The sequence below is a fragment of the Crocinitomix catalasitica ATCC 23190 genome, from assembly GCF_000621625.1.
GTDB lineage: Bacteria > Bacteroidota > Bacteroidia > Flavobacteriales_D > Crocinitomicaceae > Crocinitomix > Crocinitomix catalasitica.
In genome coordinates, this window is record NZ_JHXV01000009.1 from 136910 (window position 1) to 162062 (window position 25153).

General features: G+C 35.8%; 16 protein-coding genes. 6 read left to right on the plus strand and 10 right to left on the minus strand.

Annotation, left to right across the window (positions count from 1 at the left end):
* Positions 1–139: 139 nt before the first annotated feature.
* From purB to T367_RS21735, 5 genes are all read left to right on the plus strand, one after another.
* Entirely contained in the window at positions 140–1489 is a 1350-nt protein-coding gene (gene purB, locus T367_RS0107495) for an adenylosuccinate lyase (RefSeq protein WP_027419289.1), read from the plus strand.
* A 113-nt stretch (positions 1490–1602) separates the two neighbouring features.
* Positions 1603–2601 (plus strand): isoaspartyl peptidase/L-asparaginase, encoded by a 999-nt coding sequence (locus tag T367_RS0107500; RefSeq protein ID WP_027419290.1) that lies wholly within the window; start codon positions 1603–1605, stop codon positions 2599–2601.
* Positions 2576–4858: a beta-N-acetylhexosaminidase gene (locus tag T367_RS0107505; RefSeq protein WP_084274346.1), complete on the plus strand. Its 2283-nt coding sequence runs from the start codon at positions 2576–2578 to the stop codon at positions 4856–4858. The genes T367_RS0107500 and T367_RS0107505 overlap by 26 nt, the downstream gene beginning before the upstream one ends.
* On the plus strand, positions 4855–5556 hold the full coding sequence (locus tag T367_RS0107510; protein WP_027419292.1) for a copper homeostasis protein CutC: 702 nt from the start codon (positions 4855–4857) through the stop codon (positions 5554–5556). Before T367_RS0107505 ends, T367_RS0107510 begins: the two co-directional genes overlap by 4 nt.
* Entirely contained in the window at positions 5553–7538 is a 1986-nt protein-coding gene (locus T367_RS21735) for a glycoside hydrolase family 2 protein (RefSeq protein WP_051568432.1), read from the plus strand. The genes T367_RS0107510 and T367_RS21735 overlap by 4 nt, the downstream gene beginning before the upstream one ends.
* 311 nt (positions 7539–7849) lie before the next feature.
* On the opposite strand, the gene T367_RS0107525 is transcribed toward T367_RS21735, so the two are convergent.
* The 10 genes from T367_RS0107525 to T367_RS0107570 all read right to left on the minus strand — a co-directional run bounded on the left by T367_RS0107525 (position 7850) and on the right by T367_RS0107570 (position 20790).
* Positions 7850–9319: a T9SS type A sorting domain-containing protein gene (locus tag T367_RS0107525; protein WP_027419293.1), complete on the minus strand. Its 1470-nt coding sequence runs from the start codon at positions 9317–9319 to the stop codon at positions 7850–7852.
* Between the two features lie 76 nt (positions 9320–9395).
* The gene (locus T367_RS21740) at positions 9396–9632 is read right to left on the minus strand and encodes a hypothetical protein (RefSeq protein ID WP_035842875.1); all 237 of its coding nucleotides are present in this window, start codon (positions 9630–9632) and stop codon (positions 9396–9398) included.
* Positions 9629–10189 carry a sigma-70 family RNA polymerase sigma factor gene (locus T367_RS0107535; protein ID WP_027419294.1) on the minus strand — a complete coding sequence of 187 codons (561 nt, stop codon included), beginning with the start codon at positions 10187–10189 and terminating at the stop codon, positions 9629–9631. The genes T367_RS21740 and T367_RS0107535 overlap by 4 nt, the downstream gene beginning before the upstream one ends.
* Before the next feature lie 133 nt (positions 10190–10322).
* A complete protein-coding gene (locus T367_RS0107540; protein ID WP_211252691.1) occupies positions 10323–12125 on the minus strand; it encodes an acyl-CoA dehydrogenase family protein in 1803 nt (600 codons plus the stop codon).
* An 11-nt stretch (positions 12126–12136) separates the two neighbouring features.
* Positions 12137–12580, minus strand: coding sequence for a GNAT family N-acetyltransferase (locus T367_RS0107545; RefSeq protein WP_027419296.1), 444 nt, complete (start codon positions 12578–12580; stop codon positions 12137–12139).
* Positions 12580–13758: an acetyl-CoA C-acyltransferase gene (locus T367_RS0107550; protein ID WP_027419297.1), complete on the minus strand. Its 1179-nt coding sequence runs from the start codon at positions 13756–13758 to the stop codon at positions 12580–12582. Before T367_RS0107550 ends, T367_RS0107545 begins: the two co-directional genes overlap by 1 nt.
* A 104-nt stretch (positions 13759–13862) precedes the next feature.
* The gene (locus T367_RS0107555; protein ID WP_027419298.1) at positions 13863–14216 is read right to left on the minus strand and encodes a four helix bundle protein; all 354 of its coding nucleotides are present in this window, start codon (positions 14214–14216) and stop codon (positions 13863–13865) included.
* Between the two features lie 46 nt (positions 14217–14262).
* On the minus strand, positions 14263–16665 hold the full coding sequence (locus tag T367_RS0107560) for a 3-hydroxyacyl-CoA dehydrogenase/enoyl-CoA hydratase family protein (protein ID WP_027419299.1): 2403 nt from the start codon (positions 16663–16665) through the stop codon (positions 14263–14265).
* An 18-nt stretch (positions 16666–16683) separates the two neighbouring features.
* Positions 16684–17166, minus strand: coding sequence for a MarR family winged helix-turn-helix transcriptional regulator (locus T367_RS0107565; RefSeq protein ID WP_027419300.1), 483 nt, complete (start codon positions 17164–17166; stop codon positions 16684–16686).
* A gap of 198 nt (positions 17167–17364) precedes the next feature.
* Positions 17365–20790: an SBBP repeat-containing protein gene (locus T367_RS0107570; protein WP_169736039.1), complete on the minus strand. Its 3426-nt coding sequence runs from the start codon at positions 20788–20790 to the stop codon at positions 17365–17367.
* A gap of 168 nt (positions 20791–20958) precedes the next feature.
* On the opposite strand from T367_RS0107570, the gene T367_RS0107575 reads away from it, so the two are divergent.
* Positions 20959–25149, plus strand: a complete 4191-nt coding sequence (locus T367_RS0107575; RefSeq protein WP_027419302.1) for a T9SS C-terminal target domain-containing protein — start codon at positions 20959–20961, stop codon at positions 25147–25149.
* The last annotated feature ends 4 nt before the right edge of the window (positions 25150–25153 follow it).

Sequence of the window (25153 nt, forward strand, 5' to 3'; positions counted from 1 at the left end):
TTATTTCCCTAGTCCTGACTTAATGCTGTAAATCGCACCACATCGGTCGATCAAAATTATATTCCAACGTTTTCCGAGGGGCTGACTAGCTTTAATCCTTTGTTTTAACTATCTTTGCCGCTTATTAAAAAGATAAAAAATGAATGCTTTAACTGCCATTTCTCCTATCGACGGGAGATACAGAAGCAAAGTTGAAAAATTAGCTAATTATTTTTCTGAATTTGCATTAATCAAATATCGTGTAACTGTTGAGATCGAATATTTTATTGCGTTAACTGAAAATGACATTAAAGCATTAAGCGATTTCCCTAAAGACAGAATTGAGGCGTTAAGAAGAATCTATACTGATTTTACTGAAGCCGATGCTGAAAAAATTAAGGATATCGAAAAAACGACCAACCACGATGTAAAAGCGGTTGAGTATTTCATAAAAGATAAACTAGCTGCGCTAGATTTAGATAAATACGAAGAGTTTATTCATTTTGGATTAACTTCTCAAGACATAAACAATACAGCTGTTCCTTTAAGTTTACGTGATGCTGTACATGAAGAATATATTCCACTTCTAGATGAATTGATTCATACATTGAATGATTTGTCGCAAGCTTGGAAAGAGATTCCAATGTTAGCACGTACGCATGGACAACCGGCTTCTCCTACTCGTTTAGGAAAAGAAATTTTCGTTTTTGTTGAACGTTTAGACATTCAAAAAAGACAATTATTAGCTGTTCCTTTTTCTGCCAAATTTGGTGGAGCAACAGGAAATATGAATGCGCATTTTGTAGCTTATCCTGAAAAGGATTGGGTTGCTTTTGCAAATAATTTCGTCAACAATACATTGAAAATTGAACGTAGCCAAACAACAACGCAAATTGAGCATTATGATAATGCCGCTGCTTTGTTTGATGCAATGAAACGAATCAATTCAATTATTTTGGATTTAAATAGAGATATGTGGACATATATTTCTATGGATTATTTCAAACAAAAAATAAAAGATGGTGAGATCGGTTCTTCTGCTATGCCACATAAAGTTAATCCTATAGATTTTGAAAATTCTGAAGGAAATATTGGTCTAGCGAATGCACTTTTTGAACATTTAGCTGCTAAATTACCTGTTTCAAGATTACAAAGAGATTTAACCGATTCAACTGTATTAAGAAATGTAGGCGTTCCAATTGGCCACACAGTTATTGCTTTACATTCGACACTTAAAGGTTTGAATAAACTTTTATTAAACGAAGGTAAATTGGCAGCTGACTTAGAGCAAAACTGGGCTGTGGTTGCTGAAGCAATTCAAACTATTTTACGTCGTGAAGGTTATCCTAAACCTTACGAAGCGTTAAAAGGTTTAACAAGAACCAATACTTCGATTACTGCAGATAGTATCGCAGAATTCATAAGTACTTTAGATGTTTCTGATGCTATTAAAGCTGAATTGAATGAAATAAATCCTCAAAACTTTACGGGGATTAATATGGTCCACTAGACTATTGCCAATTATTTTATCGTTCTACTCACTAAGTGATTAATTCTTGATGATCCTTAAACTAAAATCTATATTTTAGCTATCAGTAATCATTTGCATTTAACTGAACTAAAATGAGCAGAAGAAAATTCTTAAAAACCAGTGCATTGGCAACAGGTGGAATTCTATTAGCTGGCTGCGTTCAAGCTACCGAGAATAAAGCTATCGATAAACCGATTGTCCCAAAACCGCAATTGAATAAACCTATTGTTATTTCTACTTGGATTCATGGGTTGGATGCCAATCAAGGAGCATGGAAGGTATTGTCGAATAAAGGAACGGCCTTAGACGCTGTTGAACAAGGCGTGAGAATTACGGAGTCAGAAAAAGACAATAGAAGTGTTGGTATTGGTGGCTTACCAGATCGAGATGGTATTGTAACTTTAGATGCATGTATCATGAACCACGAAAACGAATGTGGTGCAGTAGGTTGTTTGACAGATATAGAACATCCCATTTCTGTTGCTCGTAAAGTAATGGAAGACACACCACATGTGATGCTTGTTGGTCAAGGTGCATACGATTTTGCTATTGAAAAGGGTTTTCCTAAAATAGATTTGTTGACACCTGAATCAAAAACTCTTTGGGAAGAATGGAAAGCATCTGAGGATTTAAAAAAGCCTGAAATTAATTCAGAAAATCACGATACTATAGGAATGTTGGCCATGGATGCTGATGGAAATATTTCTGGTGCTTGTACTACCAGTGGGTGGGCTTATAAATTACACGGTCGCATTGGAGATTCTCCTATAATTGGCGCAGGATTATTTGTTGATAACGAAGTTGGCGGTGCATGTGCAACTGGCTTGGGAGAAGCTGTTATTCGTATTGCTGGAAGTGCAACGGTTGTAGAATTGATGCGACATGGAAAATCACCACAAGAGGCTTGTGAAATAGCTGTCAATCGAATCATAGCTAAACATAAGGATATCACAGGCTTACAGGTTGGTTTCTTAGCCATGAATAATAATGGAGAAGTTGGGGCACATAGTGTATTTGCAGGATTTAATTATGCGCTCACCAAAAAAGACACACACGAATTAATTGATGCTACTTATGAGAATGAATGGTAGATTATTGCTGGCTTTCTTCGTACTCTTCATCACAAGTTGTAGTCATCGAATCAATGAAAATATTATTTTTAAATCAGCAGGTGAAATTGACATCATTCCGCAAGTAAGCGAGTTGGAAGTTCTTGATGGTTATTTTAAATTGGACCAAGAAACAGTAATTCTAACCTATCCAACATCAAAAATTACGGCCAGTTTATTACAAGAAGCTATTCGTGAATCTTCGAATTTCACGCCTGAGATAGTGATCATCAACAATACTGATCAGTCCCTCAAATATACTTCTTATATCTTCTTGAATAGCATGATAAAAACAGCTAACCAAGAGGGATATATTTTAAGTATTGACAAACATAAAGTTGAAATAAATGGTAAAACGAATGCAGCAAAAGGGCATGCTATTCAAACCTTAAAACAATTATTTGTACCCGAATTCTTCGCTAAAGAAAAAAGAGACCAATGGTTTTTACCTTGTTTAAAAATAAGTGATGCACCAAAATTTAGTCACCGTGGAATGCTTTTGGATTGTGCCCGTCACTTTTTTGAGAAGACAACCGTTAAAAAATACATCGACTTACTCGCTTTTTATAAAATGAATGTGTTGCATTGGCATTTAACCGAGGATCAAGGTTGGCGGATTGAAATTGATGCCTTCCCTCAACTAACGGAAGTTGGTGCTTGGCGAATAGAAGCCAATGGAGAAAGATATGGCGGCTTTTATACGAAAGATGATATTAGAGAAATAGTAAAGTACGCAGCCGATAGAAACATCACCATCATTCCCGAAATTGAATTACCAGGGCATGCACAAGCTGCAATTGCATCCTACCCTCACCTATCTTGCACTGGCGATTCTGTTGATGTTGTGAATGATTGGGGCGTTTTTAAAGAAATCTATTGTGCCGGAAATGATACCGTATTTGACTTTCTAGAAACTGTATTGACTGAAGTGATGGAATTATTCCCAAGTCAGTACATTCATATAGGTGGTGACGAAGCACCAAAATTCAGATGGGAACATTGTGATAAATGTCAAAAAAGAATTGCGAACGAATCGTTAAAAGATGAACATGAATTACAATCCTATTTTATTCATCGCATTGAAAAGTTTTTGAATAAAAATGGACGAAAGATAATTGGCTGGGACGAGATTCTTGAAGGCGGTTTATCTCCTACCGCAACTGTTCAAAGTTGGAGAGGTTTTGACGGTGGAATTACAGCAGCTAATGCCAATCAATACGCAATTATGTCTCCAACCAGTCATTGCTATTTCGATTATGATTTAAAATCAATCGATTTAAAGAAAGTATATACATTCAATCCAATTCCTGCGGATTTAGCGAAGGATAAACATCAATTTATTCTGGGTAGTGAATGTAATCTATGGTCTGAACATATTCCTGATGAAAAAGCTTTAGATGCAAAGGTTTTCCCTAGAATGTTAGCAATAGCCGAAGTACTTTGGACTGATCTTGCGCAACAAAACTATGCTGATTTTCAAAGTAGATTATCTACACATTACCATTACTTAAAATACTTTAATGTCGCTTATGGATTAGAAGGTCTACCTGGTAAAATATCTATCAATATTGAAGAAGGAATTGTTCATATTTCAGGCGAACCTGGAAATGATGAGATATCCATGGAATATAAATGGGGCAAAAACAGTGCTTTTACGGAACTGACAAAAGAAATTTCCCTTACACAATCAGATACACTATTTATTCAACCTTATAAAAACAAGGAAAAATATGGAACTTTAATTCAATATGTTTTTGCATATCATTCAGGCATCGGTACGACAATCAATTATACAACTGAATTTGCTGAACAATACCATGCGGGCGGTAAAACAGCACTTGTTGATGGGAAATTAGGCTCAGCCGATTTTAAGGATGAGAACTGGCAAGGGTTCTGGGAAACAGGATTCGCAACCATCATGGAATTTAAAGACTTGACCAAAATCAGCCACTTTTCAACGCATTTTTATCAATATTCTAATTCGTGGATCTTTATGCCTGAAGAATTGATGATCACAGGATCTAAAGATGGCGTAAAATATTTTCCAATCGGCACAATTAAGGCTAAAACAAATCCAAAAGAACGCGGTAAAATTATTGAAGAATTTAAACTTGATTTCGATCCTATTGAACTAAAAACCTTAAAAATAACCGCTAAACATTTAAAAAAAGTTCCTGATTGGCATGAGGCTGCAGGTGCAGGAACATGGCTATTTACAGATGAATTAATTGTCAAATGAAATTAGAGATATGCACAGAGAGCATTGCTACCGCCGTATTTGCAGGCGAACTAAAAATTGATCGCATAGAACTTTGTTCTGCTTTAGATTTAGGTGGATTGACTCCAAGTTTTGGATTAATTGAAGCTTGCGTAGCACAAAGCAAATGCGAAACTCATGTAATGATTCGCCATAAAGCAGGTGACTTTGTTTATTCAGCTGAGGACATGAAAATAATGTCAAACGATATTGAAAAAGTCAAATTAGCGGGCGCACATGGCGTAGTTTTCGGTTGTCTGACAGCAACCAACGAGATTGACTTTCAACATACAAATTTATTGACGGAACAGGCAAAAAATATAGGATTAGAAGTCACATTTCACCGTGCTTTTGATTTTGTATTAAACCCTATTGAAGCGCTCAACCAGCTTATTGACATTGGAATTGATCGCATTTTGACTTCTGGGGGTCAAGAAAAGGCTGAAAATGGGCTTGAATTGATTCGTACGCTCGTTAAAACTGCTGAAAATCGTATACAAATAATGGCTGGAAGTGGAATTAATGCTGAAAATGCCAAACTTTTTACGTCTGCAAATGTCGATGCTATTCATTTTTCCGGTGACCTAAAAACTGCAGCACTTAGCGGTTTTGGAATGGGAAATAATGTATCAATAAATTCAAATAAAATTAAAGCTATTCATCAACTCATTAGAGGATGAAATATTTAATCATTCTATTTGCTTTAGTATTTATAATTCGTTGTGAAAATTCGAATCAAATTCCAACACACAAAATCCAATTGTCTGCGGAATGGACTTTTAAGCAAACGGATAAAATGGAATGGTTTCCGGCGACAGTTCCAGGAGTTGTGCATACCGATTTATTGGCGAATCAATTAATTGAAGATCCTTATTGGGAAAACAACGAATTAGAATTGCAATGGATTGAAAACGAATCCTGGTCGTATAAAAACGAATTTTTAGTAGATGAAAAACAGCTCGAATTTGAGAATATTACCATTGATTTTGAAGGCTTGGACACTTATGCCAAGGTCTATCTAAATGGATCACTCCTGCTCAAAGCAGACAATATGTTTCGGTCGTGGAAAAAGGATATAAAAGAAAATCTGATTATTGGGAAGAATGAGTTATTGATTGTTTTTGAATCTCCGATTGCACACAATAAAGCAATTGTTCAATCAGCCAACTATAAATTGCCTTCGGGAAATGAAAAAGGCGACATTCAAGTTAGTTCCTATACAAGAAAAGCCGCTTATCATTTTGGTTGGGATTGGGGACCACGATTTGTCACTGCAGGAATTTGGAGACCGGTTTCCATAAATTCGTGGAATGGAGTCGAAATCGAAAATGTACAAGTACAAACTATCTCAATTAGCGATTCTTTAGCAAAATTGAGATTTATCATACAAATTGACGCCAAAATAGAAGAAAACAATCAATTATTCATCCAAATTGAGAATGAATTAAAACCAATTGCATCTGGTCAAAAAACAATTCAATTCGATATTAATGTGAAGAACCCCAAATTATGGGAATGTAATGGTTTAGGAGATCCTTATATTTACGAGTATCCAATCAAGTTATTGCATGGGGAAAATTGTATTGACAGTCTGATTCAAAAGGTAGGCATCAGAACAATTGAATTAATTAACGAACCTGATAAAATTGGTACATCGTTTTACTTTAAGTTGAATGGAAAGCCCATTTTTATGAAAGGTGCGAATTACATACCTCAAGATCTGTTTTTGCCAAGCGTTGATTCTGCCCGATACATCAAACTCATCAATCAAATTAAGGAATTAAACATCAATATGATTCGAGTTTGGGGCGGTGGGATTTACGAGCGTGATTTCTTTTATGATTTATGCGACCAAAACGGAATTCTTGTTTGGCAAGACTTCATGTTCGCTGGAAGTATGTATCCAGGTGACAAAGCTTTTAAAGCCAATGTAAGCGAAGAAGTCAAACAGAACATCATTCGATTGCGGAATCACCCTTGTATTGCGCTATGGTGCGGAAATAACGAAATAGAAGTCGCATGGAACAATTGGGGTTGGCAAAAACAATTTGATTATTCCACAACGGATTCTGTAGAAATTTGGCATAATTACCTCAGCATTTTCGACACGATTATTCCACAAATAATTGATACTTATAATCCTCTAGTCAATTATACGCGCACTTCACCTTTGAGCAATTGGGGAACACCTGAAAATTTCAATCATAGCTCCATGCATTATTGGGGTGTATGGCATGGGAAAGATAATTTCGACGATTATGTAAAGAATATTGGACGTTTTATGGTTGAATATGGATTTCAATCATACCCTTCGATGGAAACTATTAAGCTGTTTACCAAAGATAGCAGTCGATATTTACAGTCAGCAGTGATGAAAAACAGACAGAAAAGTTATGTTGGGAATGGCTTAATTCAACAAGAAATTGAACGTTATTATGCCCCCTCAGATTCCTTTGAAGATTTTATAATGAAGAGCCAAAAGGTTCAGAGCATTGCTTTGGGCAAAGCAATTGAGGCACATTTAGCGGCAGAACCACATTGTATGGGCACACTTTTTTGGCAATTGAATGATTGTTGGCCTGGACCAAGTTGGAGTATCATTGATTATTACGGTAATAGAAAAATTGCTTATGATACTGTAAAAACGAAATTCAAAAATTAAATTATATAAGATAGGCATAACGAAATCAATTTCAGAAATGCACTATCTTAAGATAACAGTGGAATTATTTCCCAGCTTTTTTAGCTCTTTTTTCAGCTTTCTTTTCTTTAGCTGATTTTAAAGGCTCTTTCTTTGCGGTTTTCTTCGCGTCTTGACTTTTTGCCATGATTCTAAGTTTTAATTTTTTATCTAATGTACGTTAGATTTGTGAAACTTTAACTGATTTGATTTTATTTCTCAATTATTTCAAAAAGTTATAAATCAATTAATAGCAATTTAAACTATATAGCTATGATCAGGGCAATACTGTATTATTGCACAACTAATTTCTTTGAAACTCTTTCTTGATTATCATTGATTAAAGTGACAATATAAACACCTGATTTTATAAGGTTAACCGTATTAATGCCTTGATTAGGTTGATCATTTTGAACAATTAAACTTCCATCAATCGAATAGACAGTAATTTGATCAATTTTCATTTCAGTTTCTAAGATAAACTCACCTTTATCAGCTCCTTTATATATTTTTATTTCATGCGCGATATTTTCTATTGCACTTGGCTCATCAGGACCATAAGAGACAACTGATATTTTACCGTCTACCCTTGAATGAACAATTCCATATACCTTTTGCTCGGCTTGATAAATCTGAAAACCTTTTGTATCGGCTTGCATCATTTCATAACCCTCTCTATCAATTACATTCCCAACAATTTCCGGATCAACAACATCTTCCCATTCAGATCCATTCCAACTTTTTAGATTCATCACAATATTAGATGTTTCATTATCAAATTGTGTGTATAACAACCAAACTTCACCGGTAGTTTCATTCATCATTATATCTCCACCATAGGCATGTGCGAATATATTTATATCTTCATCTTCTTCACCTCCACCTATATTCGTCCAGCTATCACCATTCCAAGTAGATACGGCGAAAGAAGACATTATAACATCGGGACACATTCCTGTATAAGTATTGAATACAACATCGTAAAGTAAATTATCTGATTCAGAATATAATAATCTATTATTGAATGAACTATTAATACAAGGAGCAAAAACTGAATTCATATTTGGAAGCGTGGTCAATGTGCCTTCTGGACTAAATTTACTGTGATAATTAACTGCCCCTGCATCATCCCCGCAAACAAAGACTTCTTCAGCTTCATTTATTATCAATGTTCTATAGTCAAGCGGATTTCCACCAAATGCAGTTGCTCCAAAAACATTCCATTCACCATCAACCAATTTGAAAACTTTATAAGGATTATAGCCTTCCCCCTCTATTTCATAATCGATATCATCGAATTCAAGTCGTATAAACACATAAGGGGTTCCTGTACGTTTATCAAAATCCAATCCATGTCTGTGGCCACTTGATAAGAATGCCCTTCCTACCTGTTCCCATTCATCTCCATTAAACTTTTTGACGTAAGCAGAATCTGTATCTCGATAGAGTAAATATGGCAAATGGTCCACTGGATTAATTTTAAAATTATGTAACCAAGATATTGGAAATTCAGAAATAATCTCATCACTTAAGTCTGTCCAAATTCCGTCAACTAATTTCTTGACATATAACTGTGGTACAATAGCTTCATTATCATAATAAGAAATATAAGGGACACCTGTTTCTTGATTGATTTCTAAACAAGCACCACTAAGACCTCCTGCAGAAAAATTATCATTGCCAACATATTCCCATTGTGAGAAAGATACAAATGAAAAAGATAGAATAGCGACAAAAGCAAATGCTGTAGATAATAATTTCATAAGTTTTTAAGTTAGGTTTTGACTTTAAAGATAAGAAATTTAAAGCAAAACGTAAATTAAAACGTTATTAAAAGAATTATTGCATGGATTTAATCGCTTGTTTAATTTCATCCTTTTCAGCTTGTGTCAATTGCTCGTCTGGAATTTCCTTATTCAAAGATTGAAGTAAAGTGTGTAATACCTTTGAATCATTACTATAATTCGAACAGCATTTACACATATAAGTATGTAACTTAATACGTAACTTTTCTGAAAGTTTAAGGTCTTTTAATTGACCTTTTTCAATAAGGTATGTTATTTTTTCGCAATTCACTGTTTAAACCATTTATGTTCTAGGCAATCACGCAGCTGAATTTTAGCTCTGTGTATGATTACCCATAAATTTGACGCAGTAATATCATGCTCATTACAAACAATTTCACTTTTTTTATCTTCGATGAGCTTATCTCGAACAATTCCCTTCCATTTATCGGGCAAACTATCAACGCATCCCGCCAAGGCAGCCCCTAATTCTTCATTCTCAATATTCGCTTCAATTTCATTTAATCTTCCTTGTGGTCGGTGGTTTTCAAGAAAACTGGTCCCCATTAATCCACTTTGATCAAAATAAGAAACAGGTTTTGTTTTGCGCGATTCTTGCTTTCGCCAATGATCAATTATTTTTCTCTTCAAAATAGAAAACAGCCAAGTCTTTACAGTGCTTTTACCTTCAAAATCCCTATAAGCTTTCAAAGCAGAAACAAAAGTATCCTGTACTAAATCCTTTGCCAATTCATGGTCGTTAACCCTTACCTTGGTATAATTAAACAACATATCGGAATACTCGTCCACCCAGGTCGACGTCTCTTCTGCTATTTTTCCAATTTCCATCACTCAAATCTAATTAAAAATGAATTACAACCAGAGTCCCAACAAAAAATAAATCGGTTTAAATTGTAATCGCAAAAAAAGCCTGCAATGATTAATTCTTTGCAGGCTTTAGATAATGATTATACTATTTCTATTATAAGTTTACCGCATCTGATAAACAATATTCATTCTTTTCAATAAGTGTATTTGCAATTAATTGTCTTGCATTCTTAGTATTAAAAGGAGCAACTTTTGTGAATCTTCTAAGCCCCATTAACATCATTGTTAATTCATCCTCTTCAACAAAAGCCATTAAAGCATTCTTTCCTGCAACATGGATTCTGTCTGCAGCATCAAAAATATACGTTTGCACGATTGCTTTATACTCCGCACAGTTTTCTTCACCTCTTTTATTGATCATTTTTTCAACACGCAATAAAGTTGATTCTGCTACATAAATATCATTCACGATATCTGCAATATTCATCAGTACCTCTTGCTCTTTCGACAATTGCATCATTAATTTTTGCGCTGCCGTTCCAGCAACCATCAATAACGCCTTTTTGAAGTTGGCGATGTATTTCTTCTCTTCTGCGAACAATTCATCCGAAGGATCAGCGAAATCAGGAATACTCATTAATTCACTGGCAACAGCTTGTGCAGGGCCCATTAAATCGAGCTCACCTTTCATTGCTTTTTTCAAAATCATATCAACTGTTAATAGTCGATTGATCTCATTTGTTCCTTCAAAAATTCGGTTGATTCTTGAATCCCTATAAGCTCTTTCAACAGGTGCTTCAGCAGAAAATCCCATTCCACCATAAATTTGAACACCTTCGTCGACACAATAATCAAGCGTTTCAGAACCAACAACTTTCAACATTGCACATTCTGCAGCGAATTCTTCAATTCCCTTTAATGTTGCTTTTTGCTTATCCATTCCTTCGCTTATTAAATGAGCTATAGCCTCATCAATATTTGCTGAAGCACGGTAAACAGAAGACTCTAGAGCAAAGGTTTTAATCGCTTGCTCCGCTATTTTATGTCTAATCGCACCATATTTTGAAATAGCACGACCGAATTGTTCTCTTTCATTCGCATACTTTACAGAATGATTGATTACTTCTTTAGCTCCACCTAATACACCTGCAGCTAATTTAATTCGACCTATATTTAAAATATTGATTGCAATTTTAAATCCTTTATTTCTTTCGCCTAATAAGTTTGTAACAGGTATTTTAACATTGTTAAAAAACACTTGTCTCGTCGAAGATCCTTTGATTCCCATCTTCTTCTCTTCAGGGTTTAAAGTAATTCCTTCGCTATCTGCTTCAATAATAAATCCTGTCAAATTATCATCATCGCCAATCTTCGCAAAAACTGTAAATACATTTGCAAAACCAGCATTTGTAATCCACATTTTTTGACCATTAACGATGTAATGTTGACCATCATCCGTTAATTTAGCGGTTGTTTTTCCTGAATTCGCATCCGAACCCGAACTCGGTTCAGTTAAGCAATAAGCAGCTTTCCATTCGCCGGTTGCTAATTTTGGAATATATTTTTCTTTTTGCGCATCAGTACCGTAATATAAAATCGGCAATGTTCCAATACCGGTATGTGCACCATAAGCCACAGAAAATGAATGTCCTCTACCTAAATATTCTGTCGCTAAAACAGAAGTAGGAAAGTCAACCCCCATTCCACCATATTCAGCAGGAACAGACATACCAAGCATTCCTAGTTCACCTGCTTTTTCAATCAGGCTAGGCATAAGACCTGGCTCCATTGCATCAATCTGCTCAATTTGAGAATTCACTTGTTGCTGGACAAAATCCAAACAAGTTTGAGCAATCATTCCTTGCTCTTCATTATAATCTTCTGGTGTAAATATATCATTACATGATGTTTCATTAATGATAAATCCGCCTCCTTTAATTGGTGTCTTGGTATCCATTGTTTTAATTTTTATAATTCGATAAACATTAATTTATGCGGTCCGATATTTGGGACTTCATACACTTTTCCTTTGACTTTAAAGCCAAGTTTTTCGTAAAACCCTGTAGCGGTCAATCGCGCATCGCACCACAATAATTCTACGTTTTTTCTTTTTAATTCACTTTTAATCTCATTAATTAAGGCTGCTCCAACTCCCGCGCCGCGCACTTTTGGAGAAGTAGCCATTGCTCTCAATCTATATTGATTCTTCGTTTTAAATTTTTCATTTACATCAACAATTAATGTTGAAACGCCAATCACATTTTCTTGCAGTGTTGCAGCTATATGAAATGTCGTTATCTCATTGTCTGGTTGAATTGTACATGCGGCCTCGTTTTCTAAATGCGGCCATAATACCTCATACCTCAATGCTTTTATTGCGTCAGTATTAACTTGTCCTATTCGATAATCCATTACATCATTTCAATTACTCCTGCAGCACCTTGACCAGTTCCAATACACATAGTAACAACACCATATTTACCTTTACGTCTTTCTAACTCATTCATAATTTGTACAGATAATTTTGCTCCCGTACAACCAAGTGGATGGCCTAAAGCAATTGCTCCTCCATTCACATTCACTATTGAAGGGTCGATTCCAGTCTCTCTAATTACAGCAACTGATTGTGAAGCAAAAGCTTCGTTCAATTCGAATAAATCAATATCCTTCATTTTTAACCCAGCCATCTCAACAGCACCTGGAATAGCCTTGATAGGTCCTACTCCCATAATTCGAGGCTCCACCCCTACTACTTTATAAGAAACTAATCTTGCAATCGGTTCTAAATTCAATTTTATCATCATCTCTTCAGACATCATCAAACAGAATGCTGCGCCATCAGACATTTGACTAGAATTCCCGGCAGTGACAGAACCATCAGCAGCAAATACGGGTCTTAAACGAGACAAAGCCTCAACTGTAGTTCCAGGTCTTGGACCTTCATCTAATTTAATGACATTCGTTCTTTCTGCACGTTTTCCGTTCGCATCGATATATACCTCATCTACATTTACAGGAATAATATCCTTATCGAATTTACCCTCTGCTTGTGCTTTTAAAGCTTTCATATGTGAATTAAAGGCAAATTCATCTTGTTGTTCACGAGAAACTTTAAAACGTTTTGCTACTTCCTCTGCTGTATTTCCCATTCCCCAATACCAATCGGCATGGTCTTTAGAGATCTTTGCATTCGGCACAACTCGCCAACCTCCCATTGCTATTGCAGACATTGATTCTGTTCCGCCTGCAATAATAATATCCGCAAGTCCCGACTCTATTTTCGCTTTTGCAATGGCCATTGTTTCAATTCCAGAAGAACAATAACGATTCACCGTCATCCCAGGAACTTTGTCTGTATTTAATCCCATCAAAGAGATAAAACGACCAACATTTAAACCTTGCTCAGCCTCAGGCATTGCATTCCCCACAATAACATCATCAATTAATTCATGATCCAATTGAGGAACTTCATCAAGAATTTGTTTAATTACCACAGCAGCCATATCATCTGGTCGCGAAAATCTAAATCCGCCTTTATTGGCTTTTCCTACTGCGGTTCTATATGCTTTTACTATATATGCTGTTTTCATTTTATTAGTCTTTAGTAATTAGTCTTTAGTCTTTAGCCCTAAGCCTTTAGTAATCAGTCTTTAGTACTTGTTGTTAACAACAGGCTTTTGACCAATGATAACAATTAGGTTTCTTTTATTGTGAGTGTTTTGTTAAGTGAGTAAATCATCTTTTGAATCTCAATCAATATATTTAATACTTCACTTACTTTTATTGAAAAAATTCTTTCCATTAGTATTAGTTGAGTCTCAAGTTCGTAGGATGAGGCATTAGCGATACTTAAAAAACGGCTAAAATCCTTATTACTCTTCCTTCCTGCTCCTTCTGCAATATTTAAAGGTACTGAAAGAGCACTCTGAGTAATCTGAGAAGTTAGACTGAACTTTTCAGAATCTAGTAATCCTTTTACCAATTGATATACTTTTTCAACCATATCCATTGATTTTTTCCAAACTACTAATTCTTTATAATTATTCATATCTTTTTTTACTCATGACTACCGACTAGAGACTATCAACTCAGGACTAATTCCTCAACACCTTCCCGCTAGTAATAATACTTTGCAATCTTTCTAATGTTTTTTTCTTTGTACAAAGATCAAGGAATGCTTTTCGTTCTAGATCCAATAAATACTGTTCATCTACAAGTGTAAGTTCTGATAAATCTCCGCCTGCTAGAACGAAACCTAATTTCTCAGAAATATATTTATCATGTTCAGAAATATAGTTTCCATGTGCCATAGAATCCGCTCCAACATAAACTATACCTAATCCTTCTTGTCCGATTACTGTGATATTACGTTCTTTTACGGGTTGTGTATAACCGGCATTAAACAACGACAAGCAAGCTTCTTTGGCTCTTGTTAATTGATAATCTCGATCGATAACTACCTCATCAATTCCTTTTCTTAAATAACCTAAATCGAATGCCTCATAAGCAGATGTCGAAACTTTTGCTTGACCAACCGTTAAGAAACTCTCTCTAAACGTATTGATTCGAACATCCCCTTCTCTTAATTCATCAGAGAATCTTTTAGCGAACTCTTTTGTTCCGCCTCCACCAGGAATAAGTCCAACGCCAAATTCAACTAAGCCCATATATAATTCTGCATGTGCAACAACTTTGTCTGCATGCATCGACATTTCACAGCCTCCACCTAAAGCCATATTGTGCGGTGCGACAACTACTGGGCAAGCCGAGTGTCGAATACGCATCATAGTATCTTGAAATTGTTTGATCGCAAAATTCAGCTCATCATACTCTTGCTCAACAGCCATCATAAAAATCAGACCGACATTTGCGCCAGCTGAGAAGTTTTGGCCATTATTCGAAATAACCAAGCCTTTGTAATCTTTCTCCGCTAATTCTATTCCTTTATTAATGCCTTGTAAAACACCACCTCCAATTGTATTCATTTTTGTGTGGAATTCAAGATTCAAAATTCCATCTCCTAAATCAACCAAATGACAATCGTTGTTCTTCCAAACAGTATTGCTGTCTCTTAAATTTTCTAGAATGACTAAATTTTCAGTCCCTGGAACGACTTTATAAGATTCAGATTTAACATCATAAAAATATCGCACCCCATCTTCTACTTTATAAAAAGATTTAATCCCTTTATCAAGCATGGCTTGAATCCATTTTGCAACAGAATGATTTTCTGCAGCAATCATCGGTAATGATTTTTCAACACCAACAATATCCCAAGTTTCGAAAGGGCCTAATTCCCATCCAAAACCAGCTCTTAATGCGTCATCAATCTTATATAATTCATCTGAAATTTCCGGTAGTCTATTCGAAACATAAGCGAACAAGCCACTAAAACTCTTGCGATAAAACTCCCCTGCTCGGTCTTTATCGCCGAATAGCATTTTAATTCTTGTAGGTAAATCCTCTACTGCCTTAGTTTGCGCAAGAATTGGGAAATTTGCTTTTTCTGTCGATTGATATTCGAGCGTTTTTAAATTCAGTTCTAAAATTTCTTTTTTACCTTCATTAACAACCTTCTTATAGAAACCTTGTCCTGTTTTTGAACCTAGCCACTTATTATCAACCATATGATTGATGAATCCTGGCATTTCAAATTTTGCTTTGGCTTCATCCTCTGGACAATTTTCTTTCAGACCATTACCAACGTGAACTAAAGTATCTAATCCAACCACGTCACAAGTTCTGAATGTCGCTGATTTCGGTCGCCCTAGAACAGGACCGGTTAATTTATCAACTTCAGTGACTGTTAAGCCCATCTCTTCAACTAAGTGGAATAAAGACATGATAGAATATACACCTACTCTATTTGCAATAAATGCAGGCGTATCTTTACACAATACAGTTTTCTTCCCTAAAAATCTTGCCCCATAGTGCATAAAGAAATCAACAATACTTTGATCCGTTTTAGGTGTTGGGATAATTTCTAATAAACGCAAGTATCTTGGAGGATTGAAGAAATGTGTTCCACAAAAATGCTTCTGAAAATCATCACTTCTACCATCCAACATCAAATGAATTGGTATGCCAGAGGTATTAGAAGAAACTAAAGTTCCCGGTGTTCTATATTTATCTACTTTTTCAAAAATTATTTTCTTGATATCAAGTCGTTCAACAACAACCTCGATAATCCAATCTACATCTTTCACCTTCTCAAAATCATCATCAAAATTCCCAGTTTGAATTCTGCCTGCAAATTCCTTTTTATAAAGAGGTGCAGGATTAGATTTTATTGAAGCTGTTAGATAGTCGTTAACCATGCGGTTTCTAACAACCTTATCTTCTAAAGTTAATCCTTTGGCTTTTTCCTTATCAGATAGTTCACGCGGAACCATATCCAACAATAAAACACTGCAACCTATATTAGCGAAATGGCAAGCTATGGCTGAACCCATAACTCCTGACCCTAAAACTGCAACTTTTCTAATCTTTCTATTCATTTTTATTGTCTTTTAATTCTAATTGATTGATCCTGTTTGATTATCCACATTCATTATTGTGCTCGATTTTTTATCATCTAATAAACCTGTCAATACAGTATCTACTTTTTCCATCACCTCAAAAAACGCTTTTACTTTTGTCTTTGGTAATTCCTTATATAGTTTTTCGTTGAATTCTAATACAACATCACGTGCCACTTTTCTTTTTTGCACCCCTAAAGGTGTAAGAAAAACTATTGACTTTCTTTTGTCGGTATTTGAACTTTCTCTATAAATAAAACCACGCTCTTCCATATTACGAAGTGTTCTGGATAAACTAGTAGGCTCCATGCCCATTTTCGGACCTAGCGCTGTACTTGGCGTACCCTCTTTCTCAATATTCAACATAATAAAACCCCAAGAAAATGACATATCATGTTCGGACGCAACTTGATTGTAATACCTTGAGATCTTAAACCAATTGTTCCTTACATGGAATTCTATTAATTGTTCTTTATTCATTCTTTCTGAGGTGTTTCTTCAAATTTAACGAATATTTTTAATTATGCGTGCATAATTCTTTTAAAATTTTGTTAAAAATAATTAACAGCCAGAAAACTATAAAATTCTAAAACACGAACGTGTCAAAATAAGTTTTTGAAAAGATACAAAGAATGTTGTTATGAAAAATGATTCGCGAAGAAAAATAACAATCTCTTATTATTCCTTAATGAGTAATTTAAAAGCCACATCTTCTGAAGCTTGCAGTCTTATTAGATAAGTACCCGTCAACAAAAGAGATAAATCCATTTGATATTGATCAGTGGAAATATTGCTGACATGATTAACTAAGGTTCCGTTAATACTGAAAATATCAATTTGTGTGATTGGGGTGACAGAAGAAATATTGAGCACCCCATTAAAAGGATTGGGATAAACATTAAATTCAAAAGAACCTTTCTCATCAATTAAACTCAGATCATTTACAATAAGGGGATCCAAAATAGTGTCTGAAATAACGGAACAATGATTTTCGTCGGTATAACTCACCCAATACATTCCATTTCTGTCGACATCTACATAATTTAGAGAATCATTAACTTGGCCTATTAACAAGTCTGATTCTAAATACCACTGATTACCTCCTGGATAAGAAGAGATCAAATAAAATCCAGACTTCGTAAGCACTGGTCTATCCGGTAAAGGATTCACAAGCACTAAAATTGTATCTGTATTGACACAACCAAAATCATCCTCACCGAAAACCACATATTCTGTTGTTACCCTTGGATAAGCAGCAGGGTTTAAAATTGCTACATCAGACAAACTACCATCGAATCGCCAATTATAAATTGAGGCACCTTCAGCACCCAATATTGTCGTATCATTTTCACAGATTACAAGATCAATTCCTGCACTTATAATCGGGAGAGATTTAACAGAAATAATTACAGTATCCTTATTTTTACATAAATTCCCATCCTCACCTGTCACTATAAACTGCGTATTAATAATTGGATCTGCAATTGGATTCGCAATAGCATATTCTGACAGTGCTAAATCGTAAACCCATCTATAATTAACAGCTCCAGTCGCCATCAATTCAATTTCATCTCCTATACAAACATAATCATCTAGTCCAGCATTCACCAATGGTAATTCGTTTACACTAATTCTTAATGTATCACTATTCGAACAACCATTAATATCTGTCCCCCTAACCACATATTCAGTTTCATCTAAAGGACTTGCATAAGGATTGAATAAATCTAGCGCAGACAGACCTAAATCGTCTCGCCAAATATAACGATCAACTAAACCTCCTGTAGCGCGCAAACGAATTGAATCGAATTTACAAATAGCTAAATCTTCGCCCAAATCGATATGCGGTAAACTAATCGTAGAAACGGTAATTGAATCTATATTTTCACAACCATTCGCATCCGTTCCAATCACATAATATCTTGTCAAGCTTGTCGGTTTTGCCCAAGGGTTTGGAATATCTATAGCACTCAAAGTCGGTTCAAAAGACCAATTATAAGACTCACCGCCAGTTGCAGCGAACCTCACAGAATCATTTCTACAAATAGAAACATCCCTTCCTGCATTAATATTGGGCAAGGCGAATATCGAAACAAGAATACTATCTACATCCACACAACCAAAACCATTGATCCCTTCAACTATGTAATTTGTTTCTATTGAAGGAAAAGCAAATGGGTCAGCAATAAACCTATCCGAAAGATCTGGCTCTTCACTCCACAAATAAACATCAGCTCCGGAAGCACTTATATATGCCGTATCTCCCAGACAAATAGTCAAGTCGTCACTGACAAGAACTTCCGGTAACGGATTTACAATCACTTCAACAGTAGCCACTCCAAAACATCCAAAACTATCCATCACAGTCAAATCGACAAGCCCTGCAATACTTACAAATGTTGAAATTGTATCACTACCATTCGTCCAAGCATATGCATCATATTCATCAGTAGTCAATTCAACAGAATCACCAAGACAAACCTCTAGATCATCGTCAAAATAAATTGTCGGTACAGGGCTTTCTTTAACCGCAACCATTACCGTATCAATATCTGTGCAACCAGAGAGACTTTCACTACTTACCAAATAAATAGTTTCAGTATTTGGCGTTGCTATCATTTCATCGCAAACTTCACAAGACATACTTTCTAAATCTCCAGAGAATACCGACCAAGTAATATTAGTTCCACCAATCGCGCTTAATTCGACAGAATTACTTTGGCAGACAAAGGTATCTGCACTTGCGATGGTTTGTAATTGACAATACTTAATTGTACTATAATCTAAATTCGTTCCAGCTCCACCATGACTATTCCCTGTAATAAATATATTATCTGTATCATCTAATACTAACTTTACAGCCTGATCACTATTTGAGGAAGGCCCGTCAAAATTCACAACCCAAAGCTCATCTCCCAAAAGACTATATTTAATCGTTGTAAAATCATTATTAGAACCTGGAATAAAACTATATCCAGTTATATACAAATGTGTTCCGGCAGAATTAAGAACAATATCTTTCGGTTCGTCATAGCGCAAATCGGGGGTTGAATAACGAGCTTCCCATAATTCCACCCCAAAAGCATTATATGCTATGGTATAAAAATCTTCTGCAGTACTTATACTCTTACTTTTCCCAGTGACATAAACATTATCATCACGGTCGACAACAACAGCATTTATCTTATCCAACGATTCACCATCACCTGCAAAAAAACGCCTCCACATGAGCGTTCCTGAACTTCCATTCACCTTCATGGTTAAAAAATCTTCTTCATTGATAAGATCTGTAAATCCTTGACCAGCGAGAATAATATGACCTGATGAGTCTATCGCGATTGCGTTCGGCGTGTCCAATTGGTCAAAACCCGAATCATAAGCATTCGAAAACAATTCGACTCCTGCAGGACTTAGCTTTACAAGTCTAAAATCAATATATGTATCATCCGAATCGAATTCACTATGTCCTCCAATATAAATATTATCCAAGTCGTCTAATACAAGAAGTTTGGCATCATCATTCATACCTCCATCCATTACATAGGTCCATTGCAACACGCCATCACTATCATATTTAATCGCAATAAAATCTGAGTTTAAAACAGTTGTTTGTTGAGTACCAACCACGATTATTTCATTGCCAGAATCGATTTTTAAACTCGCTCCAATATCGTAATTCGATGAACCAACATAAATATTCGACCAAAGCTCTACTCCTGTAATTCCGTCGTATTTCACGGTAACAATATCCCAATCACTGCCAGAAACATTTCTCGCTCCTGTTATAATCACATTATTATCCTCGTCCAAAACTAGGTCTCGAACTTCATCAATACCAGCACTACCATAGGTTGAACGCCACAATTCGACACCTTCAGTATCATATTTTACCGTTACTAAATCGAAACCGCCAATTGAATAAGATGTACCAGTTACGTAAGAATTACCATCGGCATCCAAAACTAAATCTTTTGCCTTGTCAATATATGACCCTGAACCGTTGAGACGTGATTCCCACTGAACATTAACCTGCCCAAGAGCATTCCAACAATAGAAAAACCCTATTAATGAGACTATTATATATAAATTGAATTTATTTTTCAATACCACCACACTATAAATAAATGAAAAAATCGGGTGAAACAACATTTAATTTCGACGAACCTTTTAAATAGTTAGACGAAGATTATTAATATTTGTTTCATCTAGTAAAATTTAATACTTTTGTACCGAAATGAAAAACATTGTTCCCAGTTCACGTAAAGTAAATGAATGAAACGGATACTTATACTATTTTCGATTATCGCTACATTAAATGTACACGCGACACATATTGTAGGTGGTGAATTGAGCTACCAACATCTTGGAGGCTCTTCATATTATATAACTGTAAAACTATATAAGGATTGTAATCCTGGAGTAGCTAATTTTCCTAATGACGTGGAGGTTGAAGCCATCACTGGATTTGGACTAGACACGCTAGATTTTATAGTGCTACCTAGGTTAGGCCGTGATACGCTTTCTCCTGAAATAGACACCTGTGCTTTTGACCCAGGTGTTTGTGTTGAAGAAGCTATTTATGGTGGTATTGTTAGCTTACCTCCAATGGATGGTGGTTATCATCTTTTTTACCAAACTTATGCCAGGAATGGGAGTTTAGTAAATATTGAAGATCCTTTATTGGCCGGTGAAAGCTTCTATGCTTATGTGCCCGACAATAAAATATTCTTTACAAATTCGAGCCCAGTTTTCTCTGTACCGCCACCTGTTTTTGTCTGTCAAAGCTATGATTTAGCTGTTGATTTTTCAGCAACGGATAGCGATGGCGATTCATTGGCTTATTCTTTTTACACACCTTATACAGGTCGAACATTCGATCATCCAGAACATTACGATGCCGATTTTTATTATCCTACTGTTGATTTAGATGGTACGCCACCTGACAATATTACTTTCCCGGAAGTTGTCTGGGGTCCTGGATTTGATGCAGACAACCCTTTAAACGCGATTGGTGGAGTAGGTCTGACGATTAGTAGTGATGGACTTATTTCAGGAACCCCAGAAGCGCTTGGACAATACGTTTTAGGTGTAATGGTTGAAGAATATCGTGATGGTGAAAAGATCGGTGAAGTCGTGAGAGATTTTCAATTAAACGTTGTTAGTTGCCCTCCTCCTAATGACGCATTGATTGGTGCTGTTGATGGTTGTTCAGGATACGACATTACATTTACCAATGAAAGTGGTCTAGGTGCAAGTGATTTCTGGTGGGATTTTGGTACAGGGAATCCGGCCGATACCAGTCTTTTAGATGAACCAACATTTGATTTCTCTGCCTATGCTCCTGGCATTTTCACAATTACATTAATTGCAGAAAAAGGATCGAGATGTGCAGATACAGCTTATTATGAATTAGCCTTATCAATTATTGATGCAGATTTTGAACTACTTGACACTGCTTGTACTTCACAGGTTGTCGAATTTGGGAACAGGTCTACAACATCAGTGATTACTTCAATAGATTCATATACTTGGGATTTTGGTGATGGAACGACTTCGTATGAAGAAAATCCGAATCATATCTATTCGACACCTGGCGACTATACTGTTCAGCTTATAGTCGAATCAGCTTTAGGTTGTATTGATTCTATTTCTAAATCAATTCATATTAAATCTCCTCCTGGTGCTGGAATTCGACCAATTATGGGTTGTGTAGGATTAGATGTTGATTTCACAAATACAAGTGCTGCCGATGCTGAAAACTTCCATTGGAATTTTGGAACAGGTATAGCAGGTGATACAAGTAATGTAGAGAATCCAAGTTTTACATTCCCTGATTATGGAGAATATACTATAACATTAATTACACAACACAATACTCCATGTTCTGACACAGTAACCTACGTTTTAAAAGTTTCAAATGCTACTGCTGATTTTGTTGCTTCTGATACTACTTGTGCTGACATCTTAATTAGCTTCGAAGATTTATCAACGTCAAATAACGGATCAATAAATTCGTGGGAATGGAATTTTGGTGATGAATCATTCTCAACTGATGAAAATCCTACGCATGGATATACAGAACCAGGTGATTATACCGTTCAATTAGTTGTCTTGTCTGATATTGGTTGTACAGATACAATTACAAAAGAAATTCATATTGACGAAGTCCCTACCCCTGCTTTTGAAACAAGCGACTTATGTGATGGGTTAGCTGTTGATTTTACGAATTTAAGTTCTGGTGATGCAACTACTTTTTGGTGGGATTTTGGAACAGGTGATATTGCCGACACCAGTATCGTTGAAAACCCAAGTTTCACATATGGAAGTTATGGTAGTTACACGGTAACACTTACTGTTCAAAAAGGATCTGATTGTGAAAGTTCAACAAGTATTGAAATAACAGTATCTGAATTAGTTGCAGCTGCAGATTTCGCTGACACTGTTTGTATCGGATCATTGGTAGAATTTACGGACTTATCGAGCACTGCTGATGGAACTGTGATAGACACATGGGAATGGAATATTGGTGATTTGATTCGTTCAGAATTAGAAAATCCAAGTATCCTTTTTGAAACAAGTGGCGATTTTGACATTGAGTTTATTGTAACAAATTCTGTTGGTTGTACTGATACATTAAATGGTAATCTTTATGTGCAAGCTGCTCCAATGGCATCTGCAGGAATTGATACAGCTGTTTGTGTAGGTGATCCTTCGTATGATTTGGAAGGTGAGATCTTTAATGCTGAATCTGGTTTCTGGACTGGCATGGGAGGTGTATTCACGCCTAGCAATACAGACTTAAACGCAACTTATTTTCCAACATTAGATGAATTAGTAGATGGAGTGACTACCTTATTCTTAACAACTGTAGGTAACGGTTATTGTGAGGCTCACGTTGACACAATCCATATTAGATACTTAGGTACTCCTGATGTAATTGCTATGGAAGATATCAGTCTTTGTAATGATTCTCTATTTGTTAATATTGAAGCTACTTTAGCTTTTGATAGCAATACAACATGGACAAGTTCTGGGGATGGAACATTTGATGATGCTGAAGATTTATTGACAACTTACCATTTCGGTCCAGATGACATTACCAATGGCGAAGTAATTCTATTTATAGATACATATAATTTTTCAGGTTGTCCTAATGATGTGGATAGCATTACAATTACGATAAATACACCTCCATCAATGGATGCGTTTGTTGATACAATGGTTTGTTTTGGGTTCCCTTTAGCGCTTGATACAAGAATCTCTACTGAAAACGGACTATGGTCGACTTCTGGTGATGGTATTCTTGATCCTACTGAAGGCGCAACAACTACTTATACGCATGGTGCATTAGATGGTGAAGGAGCACCTTTCCTGATTTATTTTGAATCTACAGAAAACGGAGGTTGCCCTGCTATATTTGATACACTAACGGTGAATATTATCCCTACTCCTAATGCGGACTTTGATTTTAACGAAGCTTGTTTTGGTGAAGAAACTACATTTGAAAATAACTCAAGTAGTACAGATCTAATTGTAGGTTATGAATGGACTTTTGAGCCTGGTTCAACATCAGGTGAAACGAATCCTTCATATCTATTCAGTTCTGCCGATATGTATGAGGTTGAATTGATTGTTATTTCAGAAAATGGATGTAGTGATACGACTAGAAAAACGGTTGAATCACATGCCATTCCTTTCGTTAATTTTGAAGTGCCTAAACCTTGTTTAAAAGGAGGAACAGAATTCTTCGATTTAAGTACTGTTGCTAATGATAGCATTGTGTCATGGACATGGGATTTTGGTGATTTAAGTAGAAACGATACTGCCCAAAATCCAATCCACATCTATGCTGTTGACGGAACTTATGATATCAGTCTTGGTGTACGTTCGAGTTTCGGTTGTTTTAACGACACATTAATTTCAGTTTTGATTAATTTAGGTCCTGAAGCCAGATTTAATGCTAACCCCAAAATTGCACACCCATTCCAAGATGTTGTATTTACTGATGGTTCAATTGAGAACGGTTCTCCAATAATCGATTGGTCTTGGGATTTTAAGGATGGTGATCCTTCATATCTTCAAAACCCAACTCATGCTTATGATGATGCTGGAGAATATTTTGTAGAACTAATTGTTATAGACGAAATTGGTTGTTCAGATACAGCTGTTAAGATGGTTCCAATTTTTCACGGTCCTCTTATCCCTTCAGCATTCTCTCCAAATGGTGATAATAATAATGATTGGTTAATGTTACTTGGTGCTAATTTTAGTTCAGTTGACTTTACCATTTATAATAACTGGGGAGAAATTGTTTTCAATACACAGGATGTAAACTCTCCTGGTTGGGATGGAACATTCAAAGATGAACCGCAGCCACTTGGAGTATATGTTTATGTTGCGACAGTAACTACTTATGACGGAGAAGAACACTTCTTGTCTGGTGATGTTTCATTAATTAGATAATGTC